Genomic DNA, 17,995 nt, shown 5'->3' on the forward strand with positions numbered 1-17,995 from the left:
ACAGCGCCGACCACCCCCATGGGTAAAATAGTCAAAAGAACGCCGCCAAGACGAGCTGTGCGTACATATTGGTGCCATTGCCATCCACTTGGGTCCCTCCATCGTTCTCACTTCTCTCTGGCTTGTAAAAGCCCAGCAAGGGAGTGATGACAATGTTGTCGTTCACGGCCCACTGCGCGTAGAGATCCAGCTCCCTGCCATCCCGATTCAGCGTATCGCTACTCTTTAGAGTGCTGAAGTCGAAGAAGAGCGCACCAAGGGTAAGCTGTTCCATAGGGCTGGCGGTCAAGGCGAGATGATGGACATCGTTATTGCGCGCATAGGGCCCCGCATAGTTGGCCGCAACTTCACCTTGCAACCAAGTGCCCAGGTCGGCGCTGTTCAGCCCAGAAAACAGCGAGTCCCACTCTTCCGAATAGCGCGTATAGCGGTACGTCAGACTCGGATCCCAGGGGGCTTCCTTGAAGGTGTAGCCAGCCTCGACATACCAAGCATTTTCTGTGCCAGAATCTTTGCTCTGCCAGGCATGTTCGAGCGCGAAGTTGGCGTTTTCGATACCGGCATCACTTTCCCCCCGCACGCTGTAGACGTTCATTCCATCACGCTGCTGGAGAAAACCATCGGCCCACTCACGGTTGACATCAAGACCATGTACCCAGGTCAGGCCGACATTACCGGCATCACTGGCGTAGTCGATGGTGGTCGCAGCCAGCTCAGTTTCTGCCTGAGCACGATTGTCGGACTTGAGCCAGGCCGCCGTCCCGTGCAGGCCCTCTTGGCCGCCGATACGCACCACGGCGGTGCGATCAAAGGCGTGTCTGGCCGCCAGATAATAGGCACCGCCCCGGTTGAGGGCACCGTCCGCCGGCCCTCTACCCAGGTTCAACCCATCGTCGTTAATGATGAACCCCTTACCGAGCTGGACGACCTGCCGACCAAGCGAGAAATCCAGCCCGTCCTTCCCAAGCGCGGGGAAAAGATCCGCGGAGCGCCACCCCAGATAGGCATCCTCAAGCGTCGTACTGCGCTCCGAGCCGTCGCTGTTACCACCGGCATCACCATCTCCCCAGGTGGCGGAGCTGACCCAGTTGAGGCCACCATAAAAGGTGCCAGATTCTCCCACCCCCTGATAACCGCTGACGCCGTACTTGATGAAACCCTCGCGCCAGTTCGAGCCACCTTCTCTGCCATCGTAGTTCTTGCGACTGTCCATCCAGCCATGGACAGCCAGCAGATCGGCATTGATTGCCCCCTCAGCACTCGAAGACAGTTCGTAGGCCTGGGCCTGACCTACCTGACCAATGGCGATTGTCAGCGCCAAAGCGCCATTGGCAGTCCAAGTCGTCTTGAAAACATTCATATTTGCACCTTGATGACTTTGTTTTTATCGGCTCGCTTGATGTGAAAACACGAGCTGTTTGATTCGAGCATGCGCCATCCCCACGGGGATTGAACGCGCTCGTTTAACGCCCTAGCCCTGGCGCGAAAGAGCCACCTCAAGCGCCTGAACGATCATGTCCGCCTCACCGTTCGTCAGGGTCAAAGGCGGAGAGAGGATGATCTTGCTGCCAACGGGGCGCACCAGTACGCCTTGCCTGCGTGCCTCCTCAGCGATACGTGCTGCGTGCCCCTCGCCAGGATCGAGCGGCTGCCGGGTGCGCTTGTCAGCAACCAGATCAAGGACGAGCATCAGCCCCTTGCCGCGCACTTCACCGACCACATCGAAGCGGTCGCTCAAAGGCTTCAATCCCTCGATCAGATGCGCGCCGACCTTCGCGGCATTGCCCGTCAGGTCTTCTTTCTCAACGATATCCAGCACGGCCAGAGCGGCAGCACAGGCCACCGGATGACCGCTGTAGGTGTAGCCATGCATGATCACGTTGGCAAAGCCTGGAGCGTTCTCGACGGCATCGGCGATGCGCTGATTGAACACCGTGGCGCCGAGAGGGATATAGCCAGCGGAAATCCCCTTGGCCAAGCAGAGGATATCCGGTGCCACTCCCCAGCCACGGCTGCCGAGCATGCAGCCACTGCGACCGAAGCCCGTCACCACCTCATCGGCGATCAGCAGTATGTCGTGTCGGTCGCAGACTTCCCGCAGTCGTGGCCAATAGCTGGAAGGCGGCACTATCACGCCACCCGCCCCTTGCACCGGCTCAGCGATAAAGGCAGCGATGGTGCCGGCACCGAGGAAAGCGATCTGCTCCTCGAGTTGGCGAATGCAATGCTCGACCAGTTCTTCCGGCTCGCGGCAATCCCAGGGATTGCGATAAAGCCATGGCGTATCGAGGAGATAGCAACCTGCGAGTAGTTCGCCATGGTTATAGTGATAGACGCCGTTGCCGCCGACCGAGGTGCCACCTACATGCACGCCGTGGTAACCGTTGCGTAGCGATAGGAAACGGGTACGGCCGGGTTGGCCTGAGGCGATCCAGTATTGGCGCGCCATTTTCAGTGCGGTCTCTACCGCATCGGAGCCGCCGGAGTTGAACAGCACTCGGGCCATACGCTCCTGAGCGAACATGCCGGTCAGTCGCTCGGCCAAGTCGAACACCCGCGGGTGGGCAATACCATCGAAGGTCTGATAGTAGGCCAACTCGTCAAGCTGCGCGGCAATGGCGGCCTTAACTTCGGGGCGATTGTGGCCAACGTTGACGTTCCACAGGCCACCGACACCATCGAGCAGGCGGTTGTCATCGATGTCGGTGACGTAGTTGCCGTCGCCGCGGGCGATGATCAGGGTGTTGGCCCGATTGGCTGGCGCCGAGGGGCTCATCGGGTGCCAGAACTTCTTTTCCGCTGTCTGGTATTTTGCGTACATGGTTGCGCCCTTTGTCGCTTCTTGGTTAGCGCCCTGCTTGAGCACGAGATTCGTGGACATGGTGACCATCCTCACTGTTGAGCGTCGGACTTGCGTACGAACAAGAGTTGCTGGGCTGTGAATTCCAGCAGCCCCTCCAGGCCAAACTCGACGCCAAAGCCAGACATCTTGCAGCCTCCAAAGGGGGTGTTCGGTTGAATCTGGGCGTGGCAGTTGACCCAGGCCACACCACTCTCCAGACGACTGGCCATGGCCTGGGCGTCGGCTTCGTTAGTTCCCCACACCGAGCCACCCAGCCCCATGCTGCTGGCGTTGGCACGCTGCAGCGCGTCTTCCACGTCGCGATAGGCGATCACTGGCAGCACTGGGCCGAACTGCTCCTCATCCACCAAGCGATGACCATCGGTGGCCCCGGTGACAATAGTGGGGGGATAAAAGAAACCGGGTCGGCTTAGGCGCTCCCCTCCGCACAGCACCCGCGCACCATGGGCACGAGCATCAGCAACAAGCTCACCCACCAACGTCAGTTGCTCCAGGTTCTGTATCGGCCCAAAGGTCACACCTTCCTCAAGGCCGTTACCGATGACCTGTCTCTGAGCAATAAGCGTCAAGGCCTCGGCGAGTGCCTGACACTGTGATTCGTGCACGTAGAGTCGCTTGAGCGCGGCACAGGTCTGCCCCATGTTGTGGAACGCTGCCTGGAAGATGTCCTCGGCCACCGCCTCGACCGGTGTACCGGGCAATACGATAGCCGCATCATTGCCTCCCAGCTCCAGGGTCAGTCGCTTGAGGTTTCCGGCCGCCGCTTGCATGACGCGCTGTCCTGTCTCTGTGGAGCCTGTGAAGACAATCTTGTTGATACCGGGATGAGAGGTAATCGCATGCCCAAAGCCATGCTCACCAATGACGACATTGGCGACCCCCTTCGGTACATGACGGGCAATAATCTTGATCAAGCGAATCGTACTCAGGGGCGTGAGGCTGGATGGCTTGCTGATGACACAGTTTCCGGCACGCAAAGCGGGCATGATGTGCCATACAGCAATCATGAAGGGCCAGTTCCAGGGGGTGATAGAGGCCACCACGCCCAAGGGTTTGTGGTGCATTTCGATGCGCTGCGTGGGTGTCTCTTCGATCAGCTTGATCGGGAGTTCTTGACTGGCGGCATAGCGTGTCCAGGCCACGCCACCTCCCACTTCGGCGTAGGCCAGCGCCAGCGGTTTGCCTTGCTCCTGGACAATCAGCCTCGCCAGCTCATCTGCCTCGCGCTCCATATCATCGGCAATCAGATGCAAAAGCTCACAACGTTGCTCATGGGAGCTGAGCCCCCACTGGGCGAAGGCCTCCCGAGCAGCATTGACGGCTTTATCCAACTGTTCGGTTGAAGCAGCCGAGCACTGCGCAAAAGCGGTATCGCTGGCAGGGTTAATGACCTTGAAGCTGCCTTTTTCACCGGCCACATCGTCGCCATTGATCACCAGATCGTAATTTTCCATAACGCTTCCTTTTGTTTTTCACCCGGATAATTAGCTGTTTTGACGAGCTTTTTAGTGAACTTAAAGTTTATGAAAACCAAGCGATTGATAGCTTTCGGGCGAAGATCGACGAAGGCGTACTGCCAGAATGACGCCTACCGTCAGAAACAGGGGAATGAGCATGCAGAGGCTATACGAGAGCACCTTGCTCGAGCCCGTCAGGACGTCAAAGTGCATCACCGCAATCACTAGCATGAATAACAGAGCCGCACAGGATAGTGCCGGCAACAGGCGCGTTCGCCACATGGCCTCTTGCAGCTCGGGGTGACGGATAAAAAAGACCAGCACCGCCAAAGAAGTAATGGCCATCAATAGGATCAAGGAAAGGGCCGCCAAACTGGAGAACCAGGCGAAGAGCTGCAGAATGGGATCACCACCCGAGGCGGCAAAAATCAATATCGCGCTGGTAGCGATCAACGTTTGTAGAAGCGAGCCAATATGAGGACTCTGATGAACCGGATGGGTCGTTCCCAATATGCTTGGCAGCAAACCATCACGGCCTATGGCGAAGAAATAGCGAGCGGCGGAGTTATGAAAGGCGAGCAAACCCGCATAGATGCTGACCAGAAACATCACGCGAATAACGCGGGTCAAGTCGGGGCCTACATAATGATCGGACAGCCCATAAATCAATGTGGTTGGATCGTCGAGGCCTTGGAGGACGGTAACAATTTTATCAGCTCCTGTACCCACCACCATCGACCATGTGGAGAGGGCATAAAAGCAGCCAATCAGAAGTATGGAGGCGTAAGTCGCCAGCGGAATATCTCGCCTGGGGTTTTTGGCCTCTTCCCCATAGATGGTCGTCGCCTCAAAACCGATGAAAGCGGCAAAGCAGAACAGCAGGCCTATGGACGGGGCGCCACTGAAGACATGCTCGGCATTGAACGCGTCGAGGTTAACGCCGCTGTCCCCGCCACTCGTCAGAATGGCAACGTCCAATATGAGAATAACCAGATACTCTGCCGTAACAACGAAGCAAAGCACGCGGGCAGAAAGATCAATTTTTCGATACCCCAGCAATGCGATACTTCCCATCGCCAGCAGCGAGTAGAGCCACCATGGGTGGTGCAGGCCAAACACTTCACTCATGGTGCCTGCCGCAACGCCACCAAACATCCCATACAACCCGATTTGCAGGATGTTATACGCAAATAGGGCAAGCCCGCCGGCGGCACCGCCCGCTACTCCCCCCAGCCCTCTTGCCGAAAAGGCATAGAAGCCCCCGGCATTCGTCACGTAGCGAGCAATGGTGGTGTACCCCACCGAAAACATCAGAATAATCACTAGTGCTAAGCCGATTAATACCGGTGTGCCTGCACCATTTCCCAGCATAATGCCGATAGGGAAACCACCAGCAAGCACACTGAAAGGACTCGCAGCAGACACTACAAAGAAGATAATGAAACCGACGCCCAAAGCGCCGCGCCTTAGTTCTGTCGAACTGACAGCGGAGGAGGAAGTAACGCTCATTGTCTTAGCCTTTATATTATGCTTATAGGAGTTATCAGGGTCACAACCTACATACTATGCTCATTAAATCAGCAGCGTTATCCCATATCGGCATCAATAATTTTATAAAAAACAATATGTTATAAAATTAATTGTAGCTATGGGCAAACTGACTCATCAGCATCGATCATGGTTGGAAAGGCAAATATGCCCCTGGCGGAATCAAGCAATAACAAAGTCACCGCAGTGACTAATAAGAGCCTCCTTATTTCGGCGCCATAACAAAGTCGAAACTTGTCTGCCACTTCACCTTTCCACTATTAACTGGAAAATAATCCACAATAAGTGAGTCTTTAACGCCGAAGACCGCGTCCGATGTCAGGTAAGCATCACCGGCAACGAAGGTGTGGGTAACAATCCGTTGATAGTCAGGATGCGTGAGCAAGAAGTGCATGTGTGCTGGCCGCCACGGATGACGCCCGAGACTTTCAAGCAGCTTGCCTACCGGACCGTCATCAGGGATCGGATAAGAAACCGGCTTGATGCCAATAAATTCGTAGTAACCGTCGGCAGCAGTAACGAAAACGCCGCGGTTGTTCCACTCTGGCTGCTGATCGGGCTGCTGAATGTCGTAAAATCCGTCACTGTTGTCTGACCAAACATCGATGCGTACCCCCTCGATGGGGTGGCCCTCCAGATCAAGCACCCGACCCTGATAGCGGCACGGCTCGCCCTTGCCATCCAACGAGATGGAAGCTCCCATGGGCAGCTCCGGCGCCCCGTCCATATGAAAGGGGCCGAACACCGTATTTTCGGTCGCGCCCTCCGGGCGTCGATGCTGAATGGCATCCACCAGCATGGAGACCCCGAGCGTATCGGAGAGCAAGATGAACTCCTGCCGCTTGTCATCGCACATTTGTCCCGTACTGGTCAGGAAATCGATTGCCAGTTCCCACTCCGCCTGGGTGAGTTCGACCTCCTTGACGAAACCATGCAAGTGCTTGACCAACGAGCCGATGACCTGACGCAGCCTTGGGTCGATATCTTCCCCCATACGCCTATTGACCGACTCAACGGAGTGCTCTTCAGTGAAGTAATCAATTTGAGACACGGTTAACTCCTGGGTGAGCGCCCTGTCGCCAGGGCCGAGATGAATTATTCGGGGCGGGTTCCGTTCCAGGCGCGCTGGAGCAGCTCACGAATGGCTTCGCGCTCCACCGGCCGGGGGTTCCAGTACGGGTTCTGCACCGCCTGATCGGCAACGCTGTCCAGATCCGACTCGCTCAGCCCTAGGGCTTTGAGGGCAAGAGGGGCACCGAGTGACGCCGCAAAGTCGTAGAGGCCCCCACCAAGCTCACCGCCAAAAAGCGCCGCTGCTGGGGCCAGCGCCTCCTCTGCCGAGCGAGCGTTGTAAGCCGCGGTATGCGGCAGCAGGATGGCGTGGGTATTGGCATGCGGCAGGTCGAAGCTGCCTCCCAGGGTATGGCAGAGCTTGTGGTGTAAAGCCATGCCGACACTGCCCAACACGGTGCCGCAAAGCCAAGCGCCATAGAGCGCGTCACTGCGGGCCTGCAGACTCTGCGGCTGTTCAACGATGGCAGGCAGCGCCTGCTTGAGGCTGCGAATGCCCTCCATGGCCATGAGGCTACTGATGGGGTTACGATCCTTGGCATAGAGCCCTTCCACTGCATGCGCCAAGGCGTTAAGACCGCTGGTCACACTCACTGCCACCGGCAGTCCAACCGTGAGTTCCGGGTCGTAAATCACCACTTCGGGAAGAATGGAGGGATCCTTGACAGTGGTCTTCCGGCCATTTTCAGTTTGCCCCAGAATCGGCGTGACCTCGGAACCGGCATACGTTGTCGCTACCACCACCTGCGGCGCATCGTTGCGATAGGCGATCGCCTTGCCCAGGCCTATCGTCGAGCCGCCGCCCAGTGCGACGATACAGTCGGCGCCTGCTTTATCAAAAGCCGTCATGGCCTGTTCGGTGACCTTCACAGGCGTGTGCATGGCTGCCTCGCTGAAGACGCCGGCACCCAGCTCACCAAGCTGCAAGTTGAGACGTTCAGCATCCTCGCGGCGGGAGGGCGTCGACAATACCAGGACCCTGGTGCGCCCCAACTGGCGCACCTCGTCAGCAATCCTGGCCTGGCTACCCAGGCCAAACACAACCCGCGCCGGGTTGGCCGTATAGAGAAAAGCGTGTGGCATACTTTTTCTCCCTTAGGGTTTGAGCAATACCGATTGCGAGGGGTAATCCGTTGCCCACCCCTCCTGTAGAGGTGCGACGAAGACATTCTCCGTACGCGTTCGGGTGATTTTCCACTTCCCGTCAGGCTCCTTGCGGAAGGCGTTGTTGAGCCGCGACGAACGCAGCAGTGCCTTGCCATTAGAGAAGATCCAGGGCTGGCAGTGCACCCACTGGCCCTCTGCAACGTCACCATTGACGTAGATCTGCTCCGAGGTCAGGTAGTGGACGTTGAGCAGCAGCTTGGGATCCTGATCTTTCTTCCAGAACCCTTGGAAATGGCGCCGGATGGCCGCCGCCCCTTCGGCACGGCCGAACTGGTTGTCGTAATATTCGCCAACGCCCTCCCAGACGGCGTCTTCCGTGTATAGCGCCATGATCAAATCGATACGCTCTTCATCGCTGGTCACGCCATACTCGGGAATTGGCGTATCGCACAGAAACATGTAGCGGGCCTGAAGGCGACGGATCTCGGCCTCGGCCTCCAGGGTTTCGATGCGTGTTACCAACGCCTTCAGTTCGCTATTTGTGACGTCTGACATGTCTCGCTCCTTTGCTTGTTTGCCGGAGGGTCAACCCCGACGTTAGGTTCGCCCTTTTGCTCAAAGTACGCGTAGGGCAGTTAAGGCCGTCTTTTCACTTACATAGCTGCTTACAACGACGCACCAAGACGCTCGATCACGCGCCCCAAGCCTGACTTGATCGCCCCGACTTCGGACGGCTCCAGGTTCTCAAACAGACGCTGTTCGTAGTCATCAGCCATGGACAGCAGGCGTCGTGCCAATGCCTGCCCTTGCTCGCTAAGCTGAACGCGACCATTGCCGTCTACCACCAGCGCACGTTCGCGCAGCCCAGCAAGGGTGTCCTCAAGGTCTGCCTGGGGTTGGGCCACACGCTGGGCCAGGGCCTCCGAGGACAATGGGCCACGATCCGCCAGCAGGGTAAGAATTCGCCACTCGTTGTCGTTGACCCCGAGGCTGCCGAGCCGCGGATAGAAATCGCCTCTATAGGCGGCTAGCGCCTGACGCATCAGGTAAAGCAAGTGCTTGCCCAAACGACCATTCAGTGCCGTTTGCTCGTCAACGTTCAACACCATGGGATGAGGCTCGGGTACGGCATATCGCCCGTTGTGGAACACCAGGGCACTGCCCTCGTTGCGATAGGCGTAGCGCACCACTTCGCCAACGATGATCAGGTGATCACCGCCCTCGTAGACATTCCACGTGCGGCATTCGAAATGCGCCGCGGCCCCCTTCACTTTGGCAACGCCGCCAAGGCCCTCCTCAATGGCAATGCCAGCGAACTTGTCCTCCCCCCGCCGTGCAAAGCAATTGGAGATATCGACCTGCTCATTGCTGAGCACGTTGACCACGAAGTGCTCGGCATGGCGGTAAGCACTCAGACTGTAGGCCCCCTTGTCGATGCTCCACAGGATCAGCGGCGGATCCATCGACACCGAATTGAAGCTGCTGGCGGTGACGCCGTGGTTCTCTTCACCGCTGCGCGTGGTGACCACCGTTACGCCGGTGGCGAACTTGCCCAGCGCGCTACGGAAATCTCTCGTATCGAAGCTCATAAGCGAATCTCCATCCTCAAAACGGGATCGTTTTCAGCGCCCTAATTTCTCGCCGGTCGTACCGGCGATACCGTAGTCGCTCTTGGGTATCTCACTGATGATGACCCGGACATTCGCTTCGGGCGCATCGACCGACGACACGACGGCATCGGTGACCTTGCGGATCAGTGATTCTTTTTGGGCCTGCCTGCGGCCCTCCATCATGTAGACGTGAACGGTTGGCATTGTTGTGTCCTTTGCTTGTCGTCAGAGATCGAGAACGAGCCGCTTACCCTTGGCCCGGGAGCAACATACGCACATCATGTCGCCTTCCTGTTTTTCGTCTTCGGTCAGAAAGTGATCGCGATGATCGATCTCGCCTTCGAGGACGTCGGCCACGCAGGTGCCGCACACGCCCTCCTCGCATTTCACTTCCACTTTTACGCCAGCTCTTGAGAGTGACTTCGCGATGGTATCCCCAGCGCTCACGGAAACGCTGACGCCAGATTTCTCGGCGACCACCTCGAATACGTCACCAGACACATCGACGCTCGCGGAGAAGAATTCGCGATGAATGCGGTCATCGCTGATACCAAACGCCTGGGCATGTGATATCACCCAATCCATGAACCCCTGTGGGCCACATACGTAAATGTGTGATTCCCCCCTGGCCCCGGCGAGCTCGGCATGCAGATCCAGTGTTGTCCCGACGTCGTCGTCATAGTGATAGACGACAACGTCGGACAGACCAGCCGCCTCCACCTCGCTCTGGAAGGCCGTTAAGCTGCGTGAGCGCGTGCAGTAGTGCAGCGTGAACTCCTTGCCCAGTACCTGCAGGCGCCGCGCCATGGCGATCATCGGCGTGACGCCGATGCCGCCGCCGAACAGCAGGCTCTGCGGCGCTTCTTCATGTAGCGGAAAGTGGTTTCGCGGCCCTTCGATCTCGAGCGTTTCCCCCTCTCTCGCGATCCTGTGCAATGTTTCTGAGCCCCCACGACTATTGGGGTCGCGCAGTACGCCGATCTCGTAGAACTCATTGCACGCCGGGTCTGAGCAGAGCGAGTACTGGCGCCACAGGTCGATGTCGCCATCGCGGACATGCACGTCGAGGTGCGCTCCAGCAGTGAAAGGGGGCAGGGGTGCGCCGTCCGGAGCGCGCAGCCGCAATCTGACAATCCCCCCCGGCTCATCAATACGCTTGTCGATCAATAGCATCAGGCTTTTGTTAGTGGTTTCCATTGGCATCACCTCATGTAGATTCCACCGTTGACGTCCCAGCAAGCGCCATTGACGAACGCCGCCCGAGGGCTCGCCAGCAGCGCTACCAGGTCGGCAACGAAGTACGGGTCACCCAGGTGGCCTACCGGGATATTGGCAATGGCTTTCTCGGCGTCTTTGCCAAGCACGGAACGCACCATGGGTGTATCCATGGGCCCAGGCGCAATGGCGTTGCAGGTCACCCCGAAGGGAGCCAGATCCCGCGCGAAAATTTTCGTCAACGTCAGAATGGCGCCCTTGGAGGCGGCGTAGTGAGCCCCCGTTGCCGTACCACCGTTCTGGCCCGCCAGGGAGGCGAGATTAACGATCCGCCCATAGCCACGCGCCTTGAAGTGGCGGCCAAATATTTGGCTGCCCGCAAAGGTGCCGCCGGCGTTGGTGGCCAGCACGGCATTGAAGTCTGCGGGGTCAATCTCCAGCACCCCCTGGACGGCCGTACGCGCTGCGTTGTTGACCAGCACTTCTACGGATCCCCAGCGTTCTATGCACTTGTCGAGCACACTCTGGAAATCTTCAGGGCTGGTGACGTCCAGGGTGGCGGATACGGCGGTGTCGCCCGCAAGATCGAGCTCTGAGGCCAGCGCCTCGGCCGGTTCGGGCTCAATGTCCGAGATCACTACTCGGAAACCGGCTCTATGCAGAGCACGCACGGCTTCAGCGCCGAAGCCACGCGCCCCACCGGTCACCACGGCCGTCTGGATTTTGTCGGGTGCAGGCATAGTCATCAGAACAAATAGCTGAACGAGTTCAGCATCCCGTCGGAGTTGAGCAGACGCGCTACCTTATGGCGGATCTTGAAGCCGCCCGGCGTCACGATGAGGGTATAGGTCAGATCCGCGGCCCAGATCCGCTGGCGCCCGAACTTGTCTTCAATCAGGTGCTCGGCGCAGCGAACCGTGACGTCGTCGGCTTCGACCTTATCAATCACAAAGCGCGATATCGTTCTCACCGTCTGGGCAGGGGGGGCCGATGAAATCGAAAACCCTTGCTGGAAGCGCGTAATGCGATCACGACGCATCTTCGCATCGTCATGGCAGAGGTTGAGCATGTTGTCGAAGTCCTCGCCATCGCCAATGGGTAATGTATAGAAGCCTTCATCACTCCATAGGGCGAGCCAGGCGTCATAGTCCTTGCGATCCAAAAGATCCGCCTCGGCCCAGATGAAGGCTTCCGCGTCGCGTAGGAGCAGCCCTTTTTCCTTTTTGATCATCTCGTTCATGCCTGCATCATCCTCTTCCACATGTCGTACGCCGCCCGCATCCCGGTTTCGGCACTGATATGGCCGCGCGGCCCCACCTCGCCCGGCTGTTCATCGTCGAGACCGCGATTGAGCAGAATGGGCAGTTCCGCGCCCCCTTTGACGCCGCGCTGAATCCGCTCCCAGACCTCGGCATCATCGGGCGAGCCGAAGCCCATCGGGCCCTGGAAATGCTCGTGCAGACGCAGACGTGCCTGGTTGGCCGCCTCGGGGCCTCCCTCCATGCCGATGGCGATGTGGCGAATGTCGGTGCGCTCGACGTTCACCGGCGTCAAGACACGGAAGAACGCCAGCGAGAAAGAGACGTTGGGGAACAGATTGAGGTTGAAGCCCGCACCGCCCACGGCGCGCACGATGCGCCTCACCTGATCCTCGGGGTAGCCTTCGCCGCGCAGCTCTTGGGCCAGGTCCGCGAAGCGCTCAGGGATCGGTGCTTCCAGGTTTTCGTCAAGATCCACCAGCTCGGGAATCATGACCATGACCGAATGCCCGTTACCCAGATCCTCGACGTACCCTTTGCCCTGTTCCAGGAAGGAGAAGACCTCTTCAGTCTCGCCATCCAGCGACTGCAGGAAGGATTTGTGGACGACGGGGAAGTGATAGGCGTCGGTGGTGTTCTCGAGCTGGACCTTCCAGTTCATTGGCACGCTGAACTGATGTTCGCCCAGCACCTTGACCGGATAGCCCGCCCCCTGCTTCATGAACAGGTCGATCCACTTGGTGACCGGGCCGAGGAAGTCGATCAGCGGTTCGACCTCCTCGTTGAAAGTGGCAAAGACCATGCCTGCATAGGACTCGGTGCGTAGCTTGAGCAGGCCGTGCTGCGCCTTGTCGAAATCGTCGCCGTACTGCTCGGGGTACGGTAGCGCCCGCAGCGAGCCATCAAGCCCGTAGCCCCACCCGTGGTAAGGGCACTGGAACGAGGAAGTCTTGCCCTTTTTCACTTCACAAACCGTGGCAGCACGATGGCGACAGCGGTTCACCATGACATGGATCACGCCCTTCCTGTCGCGCACCACGATGACCGGCTCGAGACCCACCTGGGAAAGCTTGAACGACCCCTTGTCAGGGAACTCACTTTCGTGGGCGACCCAGACCCAGGTTTTCTTGAAGATTTTCTGCATCTCCTCCTCGAACAGCTGGGGGTCTGCATACATGGGGGTCTTAATATGATCCCTGAAGACGAGCTCGTGAGGGGTGATGTCGATTTTGTTTGCGGTACTCATGATGACCTCGAAGTATCTATTTTTTCCTTGTTGCGCAACTATTTACCGATGACGCAACCGTCACTCGGGCACGACGAGCTCACGCCCGATTCGCGCCTCGACACGGCAGTATTTCCAGAGCTTGTAGGTGCCATCCCCTACCGGTGTGGTGCGAAAGAAGTTGCAAGCTTCAGCGACGGAGTCGTAGTTCTGTACATCCGCCATAATGTAGAAAGTCCAGGGAGCGGCGATGGAGGGGCCTACCTGAATACAGTCGTCATCCATGATGCCCAGGATCGTGAGGCCGGGCAGGCCGTCGATGCCCTGCAGCATCTCGCGGGTGGCCTCCCACACCTGCTTGGCCTCCTCCGCGGTGGCGTTCATGAAGTTCTGGTTGATACCGCAGCAAAAAAGTACGCGATGCATAATGATGATCTCCGCTTGTCAGTTGATGTCGCTCGTTCACAAATAGCCCGGCAGGGGGTCGTGATTAAAGAAGATGGCGCCGGCGTTCTTCCAGGTGATCTCGCCCATGAAGGCATGTTGAGTGCACAACAGAGAGTCGCGCAGAATGCGTGATAAGGGATGACTGTTTTCGGCGCCGATCATGCCGCTGATCTGATAGATGCTGCGAATGGCCGCGGCACACTCATGGGTCAGATGGGTGGCGGAGAGACGCAGCAGATTGATCTGGTCGCGACTCGGCTCGGTGCCGGCCTCGACGGCACTCCAGGCCGACTCGGTGCTGTCGTAGAAGAAGGCACGGGCGGCACGCACCTGGGCCTCGGCCTTGGCCAGGGCGATTTGGGCGTACTCGCGCTCGCCCAGTTTGGGCGCCCCGGTGACCGACTTGCGCCCCCCAGCCATGGCACGCACCACGTCCAGCGCCTCCCGGGCCAGCCCCAGGGTGGTGACTGCCAGCACCTGGGTAGCAAAGGAGAGGGCCGGGTAGCGGAAGAAGGGCGCGTCGATGGTGGCCCTGGCGCCGCGCACGAAGGTCCACTCCTCGGCGACGTAAGCGTCATCCACCACCAGGTCGTGGCTGCCGGTGGCGACCATACCGACCATGTTCCAGGTGGGATCGATGTGAACCTGCTCGCGGGGCAGTACCGCCATGCGCGGCAAGGCGTCGGGCTCGTCGGGCTGGATTCCGACACCGCACAGTGAGGCGCCCATGCAGCCGCTGGCGAATTTCCAGCGCCCCTTGATACGAAAGCCTCGATCGACTCGCTCGGCGGGATGGGGCGGAAAAATCCCCCCCGCGAACACCACATCTGGAGAGTCCTTCCAGATCTGGGTGATGGTCGCCTCGGGCAGCGCCGCCAGGTAGGCGGGATTCATACCGAAGCTGGCCACCCAGCCGGCAGAGCCATCGGCTGCCGAGATCGCCTCGACCATTTTCAGGAACTCGGCGGGTGTTTTCTCATCGCCACCGTAACGGGCCGGCACCATGGCACGGTAGACTCCGATGGCCTTGAACTCGTCGATGATGTCCGCCGAGAGGCAGCGCTGCGCTTCGAACTCAGCACGCCGTTGGCGGATGCTGTCGAGCAACGCATCGAAGCGCCCCTCGCCGCCCCATTGGGTTTTATCGACCTGGCTGTGCATAAATATCTCCTATTATGGGTATGGTCGTGTCACGCTGAGCCTTGACCAGATAGCACGCGGCCCGGCATAAACCAGCGTCGTCGCCTCGCCTGCCGACGAGCTGCAGGCTCACCGGTCGGCCCCGATTCGGCGGCATGGGCAGACTCAAGGCAGGGTGTCCTGAAAGGTTAAAGGGCCGTACAAGAGAGGAGATGGTCAGATCCTGCTGCCCCTCCTCGGCTGGTGCGCGGCTCAGTGGAAAGTGCGGCAACGTCGGCAGCGCCAGTACTTCGCAAGTCTCAAACAGCCGATCCACCTCGACAGCGAAGGTCTGGCGCACCGCTTCCGCCTCGCACAGCTCGGCTTCGGAGGTCTTGGCAGCCCCGCGCAAGCGGCGCTCCACGTCCTTCCCTAAGCGGCCACTGTCGAGCCAGACACCACAGGCCATATAGGTTTCACGGTTGATCAGCGCCATGGCGGCATCGAAAGCCTCGCCCATCAGTGGTAAAGCGCGCTTTTCAGCGGCCAGCCCGGCAGCTTCGAGATACGCTTCCAGCGTGCCGAGAATTGCGACATCGGCCGCCACGTCTAGCGTGCATATGCGTGGCACCGCTTCGCTGCTTTCGACCGAGAATCCCGCATCAATGGATGACATGAAGTCGATCAACTCCTCGATAGTGGCGCTGAGCGGCCCCACGCAGTCCAGGCTGCTGTACGCGGGCATAACGCCGCGCCGACTGAGCCGACCAAACGTCGGCTTCAAGCCGTATACCCCGCAGCAGGCCGCCGGTACCCGGATCGAGCCGCCGGTATCGGTGCCAATGCCTATCTCGGCCAGCCCCGCGGCGACCGCCGCCGCCGAACCGCTGGACGACCCACCCGGGATCAGCGCCGGAAAGCGCGGATTCTCGGGGGTGCCCGTCCAAGCATTGAGCCCGGTCATGCCGAACGCCAGCTCGTGCAGATTGGCCTTGCCGACGATGCGATAACCGGCCACAAGCGTGCGTTCGACGATCTCGGCATGCCTCTCTGCCGCTGGCGCGTCGGCCAGCGCCGCTGAACCTGCCTGGGTTGGGTAGCCGGCGATATCGATACTGTCCTTAACCACGACTCGCTTGGCGCCCGTGCCTAAGTCGAGATGCTGAATAAGAGATGGCATGGCATTTTTATCCACTTATCACATGAAATTTCAAGTATTTGAAAACGCTTTTATTACTCATATTTTCTTCAAACTAAAGGACAAATAGCACGATATCGGGGACTAGAAGTAATAACGTGATACACAATAGATAAGGCGTCATGAAGTAACCGACGCCCAGAAAGATATCGCCAAAACTGAGTTCCGGGTCGAGGCTTTTGACAATGAAAGCGTTAACCCCTACCGGCGGCGTGATCGCTCCCATGCTGGTGACGATGCAGACCATGATGCCGAACCATATTGGGTCGTAGCCCAGCACTAGCGCTACCGGAAAGAAAATGGGGATCGAGATGATCAGGAAGCCCATGGCATCCATCAGCGCCCCACCAATGACATAGATCAGCAGTACACAGGCCATGACCATAATGGCAGGCAAGGGCAGCGCAGCGGCCCATTCGCCGACCATGAAAGGCAGCCGTGTCACCGTCAGGAAACGGCCAAATACCACCGCGCCCGCCACCAGCATCAGAATCATCGCGGACGTTCTAAGGGTGTTACTCAATGATTCCCACAGCATCTCCCAGGATAGCCTTCCGCGCAGACCGATAAGGGTAATGGCCCCGACACAGCCAACCGCGGCCGCTTCGGTAGAGGTGAACCAGCCTGCAAACAGCCCGCCCAGCACCAGCGTAAAGAGGACGAATATCTCCACCACCCCTTTAAGAGAGGCCAGGCGCACTCCCCAGAAGGAGCGTTCACCAGCGGGCGCCATGGCTGGGTTGCGCCAGCAAAGGCAAGCAATGGTCAGCACGAACAGCGTCATCAGGATTAAGCCGGGCAGGATGCTGGCGATAAACAGATCACGGATGGCAAGCTCCGCCTGCAAAGCGATCACGATCAGTACCGCGCTGGGGGGAATGATGACCCCTAGAGTGCCCCCCGCCGCCACGCTGCCGGCACTCAGCGCTTTGTGATAACCGAACTTCTTCATTTCCGGTAGGGCAATAGTGCCTACCGTGGCGGCTGTCGCCGTATTGGAGCCGCAAACGGCGGCAAAACCAGCACTGCTTAATATCGTTGTCGTGGCCATGGAACCCCGACGGTGTCCCGTCCAGGCATAGGCAGCCGCAAACAGCTTCTCGGTAATCCCCGAGCGAAACAGCAGCTCGCCCATAAAAACGAACAGCGGTATGACGCTCAAAGAGTAGGAGGAAAGCTGTTCCCAGATACCAGAGCTGATGATGTTATAGGCCGCCATGGGGCTGGTGATATGCAGCATCCCAAAGAAGCCGACGATGAACATGGCAAAGCTGATCGGCACCTGCAGGATAATCAGCAGAAAGAGGGCCAATACGCCAATCATGGCGACCAGTGTGAAGCTCATACCTCTCTCCCCTGCGTCAGGCAAGCCCGCACATCCGTCAACAACACGAGGCAGAATGCGCTGAAGCCAAAGGCGACCAGATAGATAATCGGATAAATGGCCAGGCGAAGGGATTGCGATAGCGTGCCTCGCTGCATGGCAAAAGTGCCATACTCCCAGAGTTTGTACGCCACCATGGTAAAGAAAAGCAGGCTCACCACCGCGACCAGCAGTTGGATGAGGCGCTGGGGCCGCTGAGGCAGTCGCGCCACCAGTATGTCCAACTCAATGTGCGCCTTGGTCAACTGGGCATAGGCCAAGGAAGATGACACCACCACCGCCGTCAGCCAACCTACCACCTCGGTAGTTCCACCGAGCGAAGACGCCACCTGACGCATAATGATGTTGGTCACCACCAAGAGCATCATCGCCAGCAAACTCATACCCGCGAGTACAAGCAACAACCGACTGATTAGGCGTGTGAATCTAGTCATGGATGCTTCCTCGTTAATGCCGAATACCTGCCCGACCCAATACCCTGATTACCAACAA

Annotated in this window: 18 protein-coding genes; all 18 read right to left on the bottom strand. The window is 58.6% G+C overall.

Going from position 1 to position 17,995, the window contains the following annotated elements; genetic code table 11:
- Positions 1-31 precede the first annotated feature (31 nt).
- The 18 genes from CPH17_RS11840 to CPH17_RS11925 all read right to left on the bottom strand — a co-directional run bounded on the left by CPH17_RS11840 (position 32) and on the right by CPH17_RS11925 (position 17,937).
- Entirely contained in the window at positions 32-1,360 is a 1,329-nt protein-coding gene (locus CPH17_RS11840; protein ID WP_096299639.1) for a hypothetical protein, read from the bottom strand.
- A gap of 111 nt (positions 1,361-1,471) precedes the next feature.
- The gene (locus CPH17_RS11845) at positions 1,472-2,881 is read right to left on the bottom strand and encodes an aminotransferase class III-fold pyridoxal phosphate-dependent enzyme (protein WP_197703487.1); all 1,410 of its coding nucleotides are present in this window, start codon (positions 2,879-2,881) and stop codon (positions 1,472-1,474) included.
- A gap of 11 nt (positions 2,882-2,892) precedes the next feature.
- A complete protein-coding gene (locus CPH17_RS11850; protein WP_096299641.1) occupies positions 2,893-4,317 on the bottom strand; it encodes an aldehyde dehydrogenase family protein in 1,425 nt (474 codons plus the stop codon).
- 60 nt (positions 4,318-4,377) lie between these two features.
- Complete coding sequence (locus CPH17_RS11855) at positions 4,378-5,829, bottom strand: APC family permease (protein WP_096299643.1); 1,452 nt, start codon at positions 5,827-5,829, stop codon at positions 4,378-4,380.
- A gap of 244 nt (positions 5,830-6,073) precedes the next feature.
- Complete coding sequence (locus CPH17_RS11860) at positions 6,074-6,919, bottom strand: intradiol ring-cleavage dioxygenase (RefSeq protein WP_197703488.1); 846 nt, start codon at positions 6,917-6,919, stop codon at positions 6,074-6,076.
- A 44-nt stretch (positions 6,920-6,963) separates the two neighbouring features.
- Complete coding sequence (locus tag CPH17_RS11865; protein WP_096299645.1) at positions 6,964-8,022, bottom strand: maleylacetate reductase; 1,059 nt, start codon at positions 8,020-8,022, stop codon at positions 6,964-6,966.
- Positions 8,023-8,034: 12 nt separating this feature from the next.
- On the bottom strand, positions 8,035-8,601 hold the full coding sequence (locus CPH17_RS11870; RefSeq protein WP_074398324.1) for a nuclear transport factor 2 family protein: 567 nt from the start codon (positions 8,599-8,601) through the stop codon (positions 8,035-8,037).
- 110 nt (positions 8,602-8,711) lie between these two features.
- The gene (locus tag CPH17_RS11875; RefSeq protein WP_096299647.1) at positions 8,712-9,635 is read right to left on the bottom strand and encodes a flavin reductase; all 924 of its coding nucleotides are present in this window, start codon (positions 9,633-9,635) and stop codon (positions 8,712-8,714) included.
- A gap of 33 nt (positions 9,636-9,668) precedes the next feature.
- Positions 9,669-9,860 (bottom strand): 2-hydroxymuconate tautomerase, encoded by a 192-nt coding sequence (locus CPH17_RS11880; RefSeq protein ID WP_035582097.1) that lies wholly within the window; start codon positions 9,858-9,860, stop codon positions 9,669-9,671.
- Between the two features lie 21 nt (positions 9,861-9,881).
- A complete protein-coding gene (locus tag CPH17_RS11885; protein WP_096299649.1) occupies positions 9,882-10,853 on the bottom strand; it encodes a PDR/VanB family oxidoreductase in 972 nt (323 codons plus the stop codon).
- A gap of 5 nt (positions 10,854-10,858) precedes the next feature.
- On the bottom strand, positions 10,859-11,617 hold the full coding sequence (locus CPH17_RS11890) for an SDR family NAD(P)-dependent oxidoreductase (protein WP_074398318.1): 759 nt from the start codon (positions 11,615-11,617) through the stop codon (positions 10,859-10,861).
- The gene (locus CPH17_RS11895; RefSeq protein WP_074398316.1) at positions 11,617-12,111 is read right to left on the bottom strand and encodes an aromatic-ring-hydroxylating dioxygenase subunit beta; all 495 of its coding nucleotides are present in this window, start codon (positions 12,109-12,111) and stop codon (positions 11,617-11,619) included. Before CPH17_RS11895 ends, CPH17_RS11890 begins: the two co-directional genes overlap by 1 nt.
- Positions 12,108-13,376: an aromatic ring-hydroxylating oxygenase subunit alpha gene (locus tag CPH17_RS11900; RefSeq protein ID WP_074398314.1), complete on the bottom strand. Its 1,269-nt coding sequence runs from the start codon at positions 13,374-13,376 to the stop codon at positions 12,108-12,110. The genes CPH17_RS11895 and CPH17_RS11900 overlap by 4 nt, the downstream gene beginning before the upstream one ends.
- Before the next feature lie 60 nt (positions 13,377-13,436).
- On the bottom strand, positions 13,437-13,781 hold the full coding sequence (locus CPH17_RS11905; protein WP_074398312.1) for an IacB protein: 345 nt from the start codon (positions 13,779-13,781) through the stop codon (positions 13,437-13,439).
- Between the two features lie 36 nt (positions 13,782-13,817).
- Positions 13,818-14,963, bottom strand: coding sequence for an acyl-CoA dehydrogenase family protein (locus CPH17_RS11910; protein WP_074398310.1), 1,146 nt, complete (start codon positions 14,961-14,963; stop codon positions 13,818-13,820).
- Positions 14,944-16,101: an amidase gene (locus CPH17_RS11915; protein ID WP_074398308.1), complete on the bottom strand. Its 1,158-nt coding sequence runs from the start codon at positions 16,099-16,101 to the stop codon at positions 14,944-14,946. Before CPH17_RS11915 ends, CPH17_RS11910 begins: the two co-directional genes overlap by 20 nt.
- Before the next feature lie 73 nt (positions 16,102-16,174).
- A complete protein-coding gene (locus tag CPH17_RS11920; protein ID WP_096299651.1) occupies positions 16,175-17,464 on the bottom strand; it encodes a TRAP transporter large permease in 1,290 nt (429 codons plus the stop codon).
- Positions 17,461-17,937, bottom strand: a complete 477-nt coding sequence (locus CPH17_RS11925; protein ID WP_074398305.1) for a TRAP transporter small permease — start codon at positions 17,935-17,937, stop codon at positions 17,461-17,463. Before CPH17_RS11925 ends, CPH17_RS11920 begins: the two co-directional genes overlap by 4 nt.
- Between the last annotated feature and the right edge of the window lie 58 nt (positions 17,938-17,995).

Source organism: Halomonas sp. hl-4 (assembly GCF_900215475.1).
Taxonomy (GTDB): domain Bacteria; phylum Pseudomonadota; class Gammaproteobacteria; order Pseudomonadales; family Halomonadaceae; genus Vreelandella.